The sequence below is a fragment of the Ruegeria sp. BHSB064 genome, assembly GCF_059613205.1.
This window is the reverse complement of sequence record NZ_JBXWSB010000137.1, coordinates 1-10,648: the sequence shown is the minus strand read 5'-3', so window position 1 is coordinate 10,648 and position 10,648 is coordinate 1. Positions and strand designations below refer to the sequence as shown.

The following is a 10,648-nucleotide window of genomic DNA, read 5'->3' as shown; positions in this document are numbered from 1 at the left end:
TGAGCGCGCTGGAAGCCGGCCTTGATCTTGTCACCCAAGGTCGGGAGTCCATCGCTATTTTGCGTCAAATTGCAAACTTGAGCGGCGCGGCGTTTCAGAAATCTTGCGGATGCTTTCAATTGCTCCAACAGACAACAAAGACAGTCATGAAAGCAAAGGAGATCACTTTTTTGAACAAAAAAACTGTACAGATGTCCAAAAAATTGTTCCAATTCCTGTGCGTCACACTTTTTCGAAGCCGTGGCACCGAGATTTTTGGGAGGAAATCGTGAAGCAAAACAAGCTTGAAAAACTGCAAAAATCATTCAGCGCGGGGAATCTGTCGCGCCGCGCGTTTATGCGTCAGAGCGCGGCGCTGGGCGTGATGGTCGCCGCGCCATTGGCTTTGGGTGCGCGTCATGCCGCAGCACAATCCGCAGAAAGCTACGACTACATTGTCATCGGAGCGGGGGCAGCTGGATGTGCACTGGCGGCGCGACTGTCCGAAGACGCGGACAAATCCGTGTTGGTGTTAGAGGCTGGACCTGCGGATGAAAACCAGTTCATTCATATTCCGGCAGCCTTCCCCAATCTGTTCCTGAGCGATCTTGATTGGGGCTACACCACGGTCCCGCAGGACCATTCAGACGGAAAGGTTTTCTACAGCCCACGCGGCAAGGTTTTTGGCGGGTCTACTTCTATCAATGCGATGATCTACAAGCGGGGTAACCCTGCCTGTTTCGATGATTGGGGTAAGGACAATCCGGGTTGGAGCTATGAAGACCTGCTGCCGATCTTCAAAAGGTCCGAAAACAATGAGCGCGGTGCCGACGAACACCACGGGGTTGGCGGGCCTTGGAATGTAGCGGACCAGCGCGACCCGAATGTGCTCAGCCAGGCGATGGTCAAAGCAGCGTTAGAAGCGGGTTACGCAGAACGCACCGATTTCAATGAAGGCAGGGAACAGGAAGGGTTTGGTCTGTATCAGGTCACCCAGCAGGGCGGATTCCGTCAATCGACCGCAGGCGCGTTTCTGCATCCTGCGCTGGAACGCGACAACATCGTGATCCAAGCCGAAGCCCATGTTCAAAATCTGATCATCGAAGACAGCCGCTGTACGGGTGTACGTTTCAAGGCGGGTGATGACTTACTTGACGTAAAAGCTGATGCGGAAGTGATCTTATCGGCAGGTGCTTATGGATCCCCGCAGATCATGCTTTTGTCCGGCATTGGTCCCAAGGCCGAGTTGGAGGCGCTGGGCATAAACGTCGTGCACGACCTTCCAGGCGTCGGCAAGAACCTGCAGGATCATTACATGGCCCCGGTTGCCTTCGAGTGCACTCAGCCGGTGACGCTGGCCCATGCGACGGACGAAGCCCAAGGTGCGCTTTTGATGGAGAAAGGAATGGGGCTTTTGACCTCGAATATCGGTGAGGCGGGGGGCTACCTGACGGTTATGGATGACGCACCTGCACCGGACCTGCAATTCCACTTCGCGCCCACTTGGTTCATATCTGATGGGGCTGGAAACCCCAACGACGGGTCCGAAGGGTTCACGTTGCTTCCGGGGGTCGTGGGAACACGGTCGGCAGGTGAACTGACGTTGGCCTCCGGCAACCCGGCAGACAAACCCAACATCAATCCAAATGTCTTTGCGGATGAGAAAGACCTTGATGTGATGGTCGAAGGCGTGAAGATCGCGCGTAAGATCTTGATGTCGCCTGCCATGGATGAATTCCGAGGCGCGGAACGCTTCCCCGGGGCCGATGTGCAGTCGGATGAAGACATACGCGCCTGGATTCGTGGCAATGTACAGACGATCTATCATCCGGTGGGCACTTGTAAGATGGGCTCGGATGATATGGCGGTCGTTGATGCGGAACTGAAAGTGCATGGGATAGCTGGATTGCGCGTTGCCGATGCCTCGATCATGCCGAAAATCACAAACGGCAACACCCAGGCACCATGTGTAATGATAGGTGAAAAAGCGTCAGATCTGATCCGCGCATAAACGGAAAGGCCCACTCCCACGGATGGGCCTGAGTTTTCAAGGAAGTAACGAATGCCCGGGAAAGTGATGGATCAGCTTTTGCGAATGTCCGAACTAAGGGATCAAGCGGGCAGACGCCATCGGATGAGTGAAGTGTTTGCGGATGAATGAAGGTGCTTCAATAAACAAAATAGCGGATCGCAAAAGCCAAAAGCTCCGCAAGCGAGATGCGAAAAAGCGCGAGATTGCCGACAGCGCAATCAACGCTCTTAAGATCTACGGCTATGCGCGTACCACGCTGCGCGACATCGCAGCCCATTCGGGTATGTCGCTCGGCAGCCTGCACTACTATTTTGAAGACAAAGACGAATTACTGGTGTTCTGTGTCCGCCGATACAAAATGCATTTTGTGGAATTGATGGCTTCGGCCGTCAAAGGGATCGATGCGCCGGATAAGGCGATGAAGGCGTTTTGCCATGCGCTTGCAGAAACGATCCAGCAGGAGGCGGAATTGCATAGGCTTTGGTACGACATTCGCAATCAAGCCATGTTTGACGAAACCTTCGTGCCGGTTGTGACAGAAATCGAAGAGCTTTTGATCGGAATGATGTCACCGTTGGTGCAGGATCGCGCGGCACAAGAGATACTTTACATGCGCCTTGATGGAACCTTTCGGTTCCTTTTGCAGAGAAACCTGGAGGGGCCTCGGATGTCAGTTAAAGACATGCGCTCCGTTTTCTATTCCGCCGCTACCGCTTCAGCGGTTTGAGGTTTTCACTATGCGCGTGAACAACGCCGATGTCTTGGGAGAGTTAAACCCATTTTTGTGATGGGTCTTCTGGACGGCGGTTACGTTAATCAACATCGGATTTCTAACAAGATCAGCATGGACCAATTCAAGCCCGGACTCTACCCGTTTCAGCAGTTCGGGGAACTCCTTGGAGCAACTGTACCGCAGACTCTGTGCAATGCCTTTGCGGCGGCACAGCTCGGTAATGTTGTCCTTGTCCTTCAAGCCGCTTGGAAAGATCCTGATCTTCTCTTCGGCTGATTACTGTTTGCGCGCCGCGCGGCGTCAGTCTCAGATCACAGTTTCGCCGTGGCAGCTTGGTTCTGGATTACTTTTAACCTCAGACACTTGGCGGTTGCGATTTGCCAGCAACCCTCTCTTCTCAAATTGACATAAACTGTCCGATCAGCGCTGAGGTCAGACACACACATGGGTGAATGACTTTCGCGTTGCCACAAAGGAGAAACACCGTTGGTTTTGCAAAGCGGAAGAGTCACCGCGAGGTGCGTGGGCGAAATACCTGAAAGTAGAAGTGGTCAAAATTGATTTCACAAAGCGCTGGTGGCCAAAGAGGATAGCTCAAAATCGAAATCATCGCTGTATTGGGCGCTGAGGAAATCCACGAACCGTTTGTGAAATTGTCGCGTGTGTTCATGGGCCAGACGGTCTGCAAGCGCAACGTCTCGGATTCGGATCGCGTTGATCATGCCCTGATGCTCGGGGCCCAACAGTGTATCTGTGGCCGAAGATTGAATGTAATCGAAATGCATGTGAAGAATGCGACGACCTTCGTCCAAAAGCTGGCCGTATGCGCGGGCTAAGTACGTGTTTTTGCCTGCTGCGGCGATCGTCATGTGGAAGTCGCGATTGCTGGCAGACATCGCCAAGTAATCATTGTCAATGCAGGCTTGGTCAAAAGCATGCGCTTTTTCCTCCATCAACTCGATCTCACTGTCCAATCGGTTCTTCGCGGCCAGTCTGGTGTTGATCCTTTGCAGGAAATCCAGAGCTTCGACATAACGGGGGAACTCGGTCAAATTGATCGGCGCAACAAGCGTAGATCGATTTGACAGCATAACCACCAACCCCTCGGCAGACAGCCGGACAAGCGCTTCGCGGACAGGCGAGCGAGACATGGCGAACCGTTCTGAAAGACCGGTTTCATCCAGTGGCATCCCGGGTTGCAGTGCAAGTGAGAGTATCTCGCGCTTGAGCGTCTCGTAGACGTATTTCGACCCGCCTCCTTTGGGGCGTTTCTTCATATCCATCTGTTTTTCTGACACTTTCAACTCTCCCAGAGCGGAATGGAGAACCTATACGGGTTTTCTGGTGCCTTAACAATTTTATTGATTTGTCGGTTTTGCGTCGACAATCAGTTTGCAGACAAAGAAAGAAGACGGTCTTTCAGGATAAAACTCGCATTGGCTAAACCCGTGTTGGTCGCAACGGCCGGTAAGTCGACCGAAGTTGAGACTGCGCCATTCGCATTATGAAAGTCGTTGTGATGCGATGGTTGAATGGGCACCAAGTCTTGCCGCTGACGCTGCCATCGCCGCGGGATGTTGAGCCCATTCTCTGGTCGATCGCCTTATGGTTCGGGCGTCTCCCTGAAACGCCACTGGTCGGCATCCCGCTACAGAAAGGGCTGAACTTTCGCGAACTGGGTCTGTCAAATTGTCAGAATTTCAGCCGCATCAACCACGCGATCAAGCTCAAGGGAACTCAGTTGAGGGTCTGAGTCGACGGCGGATGTTTCTCAAACACTCTTTTTGATCTGGCCATCCGTGTGTCTTTGCTCATTGCACATCCCGGCCTCTCTTCCAGACGCGTTTCTGAGCTTGCGAATCTTGTCGACATATTACCGACACTATGCGAAATGTGCGGTATGAAAATGAGCGCGATCAAATTCCCGCTGGATGGGCACAGCCTTGTTCCCGCATCGCGGGGCAAGCCGACCCCGTGGGTCTGTTCGCGCGAGTGTGACAATAAACGGGTGATTCCCCGTGCTAACCCACCGCAATTCCAGGGCTTGAGCGCCGATCCTCTGAAACTGAACAATCTTGTGTGGCAGGGCGATCCGGATGACGAGCGGCTAAGCCAATTGGTTGAACAGACCTGGTCGCTGGACACGCTGCTAACCGACGTTGTGGCAAGCCAGACAGCACGCAAAAACCGTGAAGCACGCCCAGACCGCTCACGCAAACCACCAACTATATGCGCCGAGGCGACGCGTGCCCTGCCGTCGAGCGACGCGGATGCCTACGGTAAAATGAAAAAAGGACTTAAGAAATGAGTTTCAATGTCAAACTCTCGGGTGTGATGCCCGCGCTCGTCACGCCGTTTGGGGCGGATGGTAAGATCAACTTTTCCGCCTTTGAAAACCTGCTGACTCATTTCCGCGACGCAGGCGTGACCGGCTGGGTGCCGAATGGCTCGACCGGAGAATACTTCAGCCAGTCCACCGAGGAGCGCCGTCAGGTGCTGCAATTCGTGAAGGACTTTGCAAACGACGATGAAGTGCTGATCGCGGGAACCAACGCCCCTGCCACCCGCGAAGTGATCGAACAGACCGCGATGGCAAAAGAGATTGGTTATGACAACGTGTTGCTGGCGCCTCCGTTCTACACGCGTCCCATGCAGGAGGAACTGATCCAGCACTACGAAACCGTTCTGGCCGAAGTTGATGTGAACCTTGTGCTGTATAGCTATCCGCTCAAGGACGGTGCCGATATCTCATTCGAGTTGATGGATCATTTCGCGGACAACCCGCGTGTTATCGGAATCAAGGAAAGCTCGGGCGTGTTGCAGCGGGCGATCGATATTGCTTCGCGCTATGAGGGCAAGATCCAGTTGATTTCGGGCTCGGACGACATCGCGCTGGACTTCATGTTCTGGGGCGCAGAAAGCTGGATCTGTGGACCATCGAATTGCATGGCCAAGGCCTGCTGCGAGTTGGATCGTCTGTATAAGGCGGGCAACCTGGTCGAGGCCAAGGATCTGATGAAAAAGCTGTACCGCGCGATGAACATTCTCGAAAGCGGTAAGTTCGTGCAGAAGATCAAGTTTGGCGCTAAACTTCAGGGGTTGGACGTTGGCGAATGCCGTGCGCCGCTGGGTCCGTTGACCGACTCGGAAAAGGCCGAATTTACTGAGGCCATGCAGCCCATTCTGGCAATGTAAACCCTGCGCGGGGTGAAGGCCGGTTCCGGCCTTCCCTTGCCCTTTCAAGGTGCCATCTGGTGCAACAGGATCAGTCCAAACACTGCGTTGTTGTCGGGGCCGGTGTCATCGGGGCGGCCATCGCCTATGAGCTGCAAAAACGCGGCTCACGGGTCACGCTGATCGACGCAGACGCGCCCGGTCGCGGGGCGTCTTACGGCAACATGGCGTCGATTGCGGTGACGGAATTCATGCCGGTCTCGCGCCCATCGGTCTGGCGGCAGACGCCGGGTTGGCTTCTGCATCCCGAAGGTCCGATACGCGTTTCTCCGGCTTATGCGCCGCGCCTGATCCCTTGGTTTGCGCGGTTCTTCTGGGCGGGGCGGCCATCGAAATTGCGCCAGCTTGAGGCGCAAGGCGCGGTCCTCTGCCATCGATCTCTGGCCGACACCAAGCAGCTGCTGGCCGAGCTGCGCCTGTCCGACGATCTCAGCAGTACGGGCTGTCTGTCGCTCTATGCCAGCGAGGCCGAATTTGCCGCCGACCGTGAGCGCTTGGAAATGCTGGATCGTCACGGTTTTAGCTATGAGGTACTGGACCGCGATGCTCTGCATGATCTGGAGCCCGAGATCGCCGAGGTCATCCAAAAGGCTGTTCTGTTGCCCGACAATCGAACGGTGCGAGACCCCTATGCAATCGTTACCCGGCTGGTTGATGCGTTCGTCAGTCTGGGTGGTCAGGTTCAACGCGGCAAGGTCAATGGTTTTGCGCGCGCCGAGCGGATCACGGGTGTGCTGCTTGAAGATGGTCAATTGCTTAAGGCGGATCAGGTCATTCTTGCTGCCGGTGCCTTTACAGCCCGATTGTCCAAACACTTGGGTGAGCCGATCCCACTTGAGACCGAGCGTGGCTATCACACGCAGATCAATGCGCCTGGAATTTCCCTGGATCATTCGATTATCTGGCCAGCCATGGCGTTCATGGTCTCGCCTACGGCCGGTGGCATCCGCGTCGGCGGTACGGTCGAGATGGCCGGTCTGGACGCGGCCCCGGATTGGCGGCGTTCAAAAATCACTGTTAAGCGTGCGCGCCAGGCGTTGCCTAACCTGCGGCTGGAAGAGATTAGCGAATGGATGGGCCATCGCCCCGCGTTTCCGGATACTGTGCCGGTCATGTCCGCCTCAGCCAAAGTTCCGGGGGTTTACTATGCTACCGGCCATGGTCACTTGGGGCTGACATACGCTGCGACCACAGCCAAACTGATGGGGCAGCTTATTGCTGGTGAGACACCCGATCTCGACATGAATCCCTATCGGGTTGACCGATTTTAACGCCGATGAAGGAGCGGACCATGACCGAAAAGACATGCCTTATCATTGGTGGCGGGCGCGGAATGGGCGCGGCCACTGCACGCGAAATGCACGCACGGGGTTATAAACTTGCGCTGATGTCGCCGTCGGAATCCTGCGAGCTGCTGGCACAAGAACTGGACGGCGTTGCCCATCGTGGCAAAGCCGAGAACTCTGCCGATACCCAAGCCGCCTTTGATCTGGCGATGTCCACCTATGGTCGCATCGACGCCTGCCTGATCCATGTGGGCGGCCCGCCCAAGGGCGATCTGTTGGAAATCCCCGAAGAAGACTGGGACCGTGCGCATGAGATGGTTCTGAAACCAGTTATTCGCATGGCCAAGTTGTTGGCCCCGGTGATGGAGGCACAAGGTGGTGGCTCAATCGTCAATATCACCACCTTTTCAGCCTTCGAACCGTCGCTGACTTTCCCGACCTCGAGTGTCTATCGCGTGGGCGTATCCAGTTTTACCAAACAGTTTTCGGACCGCTATGGCCCGGCAAATATTCGCATGAACTGTTTGTTGCCGGGCTTCACCGACAGTCTCGATCTGCCGCATAAATTCGCCGAAATGTCCGCGCTGGGTCGGTTGGCAAGGGCCGAAGAACAAGCAAAGGCGGCTGCCTTTCTTCTGAGCGACGACAGCAGCTATATCACAGGCCAATCTTTGCGCGTCGATGGTGGCGTGACCCGGCATATGTGAGCGGGTCATGCAGGTCGAAAAACCAGCCCGGCGGTTGCGTCTGGGATTTGTCGGAACCGGAGTGATCACCGAGGCGGTTGTGACCGGCCTTTCGGCGACCGATCTGGAAATAGCAGAGGTTCACGTAACCGAGCGCAACCTAGAAGTATCCACGCGTCTGGCCGCCAGCAATGCGCGGGTGCAGGTTCAAGCGTCCGCTCAGGCGGTTATTGATTGCTCTGATCTGGTGTTTCTGGCCGTCCGTCCGCAAGATGCCCGGGCAGTGCTGTCCCCGCTGACGTTTTCCGAAGGACAACATGTGTGCAGCCTGATCGCCACGCTGACCCACGATGTTTTGCAAAGCTGGATTGGTACACAAGTGCGTCTGTTCCGCGCGATTCCTTTGCCTTCGGTCGCCCACCATCGCGGTGTCACAGTCCTGTTTCCGCATGACCCGTTGGGTGAAGCTCTGTTTGATCCATTGGGAACGGTGGTCAGCGCCAAAACGATAGAGGAGTTTGATGCCTTTGCCGCAGCAAGCGCGCTGATGGGCACGTATTTTGGCGTTCTGGGTGCAGCCTCGGACTGGATGCAATCCAGAGGGATTGGGCAGGGGGACGCGCAGCGCTATCTGAGCGGCGTTTTTTCCGGGCTGGCGCACACGATGATGGAAGATCGTGACAAGCCTTATGAAACGCTGCGGGTGGAACACTCCACTCCGGCCGGGCTGAATGCGCAATTGTTCGAAGCCTTTGCAGATGCCCGTGGTCCCGACGCGTTAAAGTCGGGGCTCGACAGTGTTCTGCAGCGGTTGTCTGATGCCCGCAAAACATCCGGGGGAGGCGTCAGATGACGCATCATCTAAGCGGTAAAACTGTTCTGTTGACGGGGGCCACCGGCTCGATTGGCCAGGCCATTGCACACGAATTGGCAGCCGAGGGCGCACGTGTTCTGCTGCACTATAACAGCAATGCGGCCCGTGCTGACGCTCTGGCGACTGATCTCGGGCAGGGGGCAATTGCGCTTGCGGCCGACTTGTCTGATCCATTGGGGCCAAACGCTCTGTGGGAAGCGGCCGTGAGCCAAGCGGGGCACATAGATGCGCTGATCAACAATGCCGGTGTTCTGACCGCTTCATCTGTGTATGATCCTTTGGAGGCTTGGCACAGGGCCTGGCACGGTGATCTTCAGCTTAATCTGATGGCCGTCGCCGACCTGAGTCGTGCAGCGATCCAGCATTTTCGGGCGCATGGCGGCGGCAGGATCATCAATATGGCGTCTCGCGCTGGGCAAGGCGGCTATCGGGCCGAGGCAATGTCATACGGTGCCACCAAGGCGGCCTTGATCAACCTGACCCAAAGCATCGCGCGCGGCTTTGCGGCTGACGGGATCACCGCAATGGCGATTGCGCCGGGTTGGGTCCGCACCGAAATGTACGAAGGCTTTGTCCGCACTCATGGAGGGGACGCCGCCCTTTCGGGTATTCCGCTGGGCCAGATGGCCGAGCCGAAAGAACTCGCCGAGCTTGTCGCTTTTGTTTTGCGGCCGTCACAGGCGTCGCTTACCGGGGCGGTTCTGGACGTGAATGGTGCAAGTCAAATGAGGTCCTGATGGTGCGATTTGAGGGAAAGTCAGTTGTTGTGACCGGCGGGGCAGGGGGCATCGGAGCTGCGATCTGTCAGCGCTTTGCATCCGAAGGTGCGGTCGTTTGCGTTGCCGACGCAGATCTCGCAGGGGCGGAATCCGTCGCACAGAACATCCGGAAGAATGGTGGCAGCGCTGAAGCCTTTGGCTTTGATCTGACGGACCCTGCGGACATTCGTGGATTTGTACAGCGCTGGACCGATGCCGGGCACAGAATCGACGTGCTTTGCAACAATGCCGGGCTGATGCGCCGGGGCGCGTTGATGGAGTTGTCAGCTGAGGACTGGCGTCAGTCTTTTGCGGTCAATGTCGATGCATTGTTCCATATGTGTCAGGAGGTGATTCCGGTGATGCAGACCCAAGGCGGTGGGGCTATCGTCAATACCGCATCGCAATGGGGCATACATCCGGCACCGGGCCATATTGCCTATAACACCACCAAAGCTGCGGTTGTGGCCTTTACCCAGAATCTCGCCCGTGACTATGCGCCTTACAACATTCGTGTGAATGGCGTGGCCCCGGGCGAGGTTCGGACACCGATGCTGGAAAGCAATCTGGCGCGTTCGGGCCGAAGTCTTGATGACCTGAATGCGCTGGTGCCATTTGGCAGGATTGGCGAGCCCGATGAGATCGCCGCGCTTGTTGCCTTCCTGGCATCGGACGAGGCGCAATATCTGTGTGGGTCGGTGGTGGAAATCACGGGTGCTCAGGCTGTGGTCTGAAAAACGAAAAGGGAATCATCATGCGCTGGTCCAGAACGCTGCAAACAGTCGATGTGCATTGTGCCGGTGAAATTGGCCGGGTGGTTACAGGAGGGGTGCTGGACATTCCCGGCGCAACCATGGCTGACAAGCTGGACCATCTGAATAAGGTCGATGACAGCCTGCGCCAGCTGCTTTGTTCAGAACCCCGTTCGGCCCCGGCCGGGTCTTTTTGCCTGTTGGTTCCGGCGTGCGATCCGCAGGCCGATATTGGGTTCATTGTGTTGCAGCCGGACCAGGCGCACGCGATGTCGGGATCGAACGCCATGTGCGCTGTGACGGCTTTGTTGGAA

General features: G+C 56.2%; 14 protein-coding genes. 13 read left to right on the top strand and 1 reads right to left on the bottom strand.

Going from position 1 to position 10,648, the window contains the following annotated elements:
- The 4 genes from AC2FNU_RS21420 to AC2FNU_RS21405 form a co-directional block, all read left to right on the top strand.
- Positions 1 to 272, top strand: a 272-nt coding sequence (locus tag AC2FNU_RS21420; protein WP_496792275.1) for a hypothetical protein, incomplete at its 5' end; no start/stop codon positions are given.
- Positions 269 to 1,990, top strand: a complete 1,722-nt coding sequence (locus AC2FNU_RS21415) for a GMC family oxidoreductase (RefSeq protein WP_496792273.1) — start codon at positions 269 to 271, stop codon at positions 1,988 to 1,990. The genes AC2FNU_RS21420 and AC2FNU_RS21415, both read left to right, overlap by 4 nt.
- 142 nt (positions 1,991 to 2,132) lie before the next feature.
- A complete protein-coding gene (locus tag AC2FNU_RS21410) occupies positions 2,133 to 2,738 on the top strand; it encodes a TetR/AcrR family transcriptional regulator (protein WP_496792272.1) in 606 nt (201 codons plus the stop codon).
- Between the two features lie 60 nt (positions 2,739 to 2,798).
- A complete protein-coding gene (locus tag AC2FNU_RS21405; protein ID WP_496792271.1) occupies positions 2,799 to 3,020 on the top strand; it encodes a hypothetical protein in 222 nt (73 codons plus the stop codon).
- Positions 3,021 to 3,307: 287 nt separating this feature from the next.
- Here the strand turns inward: AC2FNU_RS21405 and AC2FNU_RS21400 are convergent, their stop codons facing one another.
- Entirely contained in the window at positions 3,308 to 4,042 is a 735-nt protein-coding gene (locus AC2FNU_RS21400) for a GntR family transcriptional regulator (RefSeq protein ID WP_496792270.1), read from the bottom strand.
- A gap of 206 nt (positions 4,043 to 4,248) precedes the next feature.
- Here AC2FNU_RS21400 and AC2FNU_RS21395 point away from each other — a divergent pair, with 206 nt between their 5' ends.
- The 9 genes from AC2FNU_RS21395 to AC2FNU_RS21355 all read left to right on the top strand — a co-directional run.
- Positions 4,249 to 4,497: a hypothetical protein gene (locus tag AC2FNU_RS21395; protein ID WP_496792268.1), complete on the top strand. Its 249-nt coding sequence runs from the start codon at positions 4,249 to 4,251 to the stop codon at positions 4,495 to 4,497.
- Between the two features lie 153 nt (positions 4,498 to 4,650).
- A complete protein-coding gene (locus AC2FNU_RS21390; RefSeq protein WP_496792266.1) occupies positions 4,651 to 5,052 on the top strand; it encodes a hypothetical protein in 402 nt (133 codons plus the stop codon).
- Positions 5,049 to 5,939 (top strand): dihydrodipicolinate synthase family protein, encoded by an 891-nt coding sequence (locus AC2FNU_RS21385; protein WP_496792264.1) that lies wholly within the window; start codon positions 5,049 to 5,051, stop codon positions 5,937 to 5,939. Before AC2FNU_RS21390 ends, AC2FNU_RS21385 begins: the two co-directional genes overlap by 4 nt.
- Positions 5,940 to 5,998: 59 nt before the next feature.
- Positions 5,999 to 7,249, top strand: a complete 1,251-nt coding sequence (locus AC2FNU_RS21380) for an NAD(P)/FAD-dependent oxidoreductase (RefSeq protein WP_496792263.1) — start codon at positions 5,999 to 6,001, stop codon at positions 7,247 to 7,249.
- A gap of 20 nt (positions 7,250 to 7,269) precedes the next feature.
- Complete coding sequence (locus AC2FNU_RS21375; protein ID WP_496792261.1) at positions 7,270 to 7,971, top strand: SDR family oxidoreductase; 702 nt, start codon at positions 7,270 to 7,272, stop codon at positions 7,969 to 7,971.
- Between the two features lie 7 nt (positions 7,972 to 7,978).
- Positions 7,979 to 8,803, top strand: coding sequence for a pyrroline-5-carboxylate reductase (locus AC2FNU_RS21370; protein WP_496792259.1), 825 nt, complete (start codon positions 7,979 to 7,981; stop codon positions 8,801 to 8,803).
- Complete coding sequence (locus tag AC2FNU_RS21365; protein WP_496792258.1) at positions 8,800 to 9,561, top strand: SDR family NAD(P)-dependent oxidoreductase; 762 nt, start codon at positions 8,800 to 8,802, stop codon at positions 9,559 to 9,561. Before AC2FNU_RS21370 ends, AC2FNU_RS21365 begins: the two co-directional genes overlap by 4 nt.
- The gene (locus AC2FNU_RS21360) at positions 9,561 to 10,316 is read left to right on the top strand and encodes an SDR family NAD(P)-dependent oxidoreductase (RefSeq protein ID WP_496792256.1); all 756 of its coding nucleotides are present in this window, start codon (positions 9,561 to 9,563) and stop codon (positions 10,314 to 10,316) included. Before AC2FNU_RS21365 ends, AC2FNU_RS21360 begins: the two co-directional genes overlap by 1 nt.
- Positions 10,317 to 10,336: 20 nt before the next feature.
- The coding region (locus AC2FNU_RS21355) for a proline racemase family protein (protein ID WP_496792254.1) at positions 10,337 to 10,648 on the top strand (312 nt) is incomplete at its 3' end.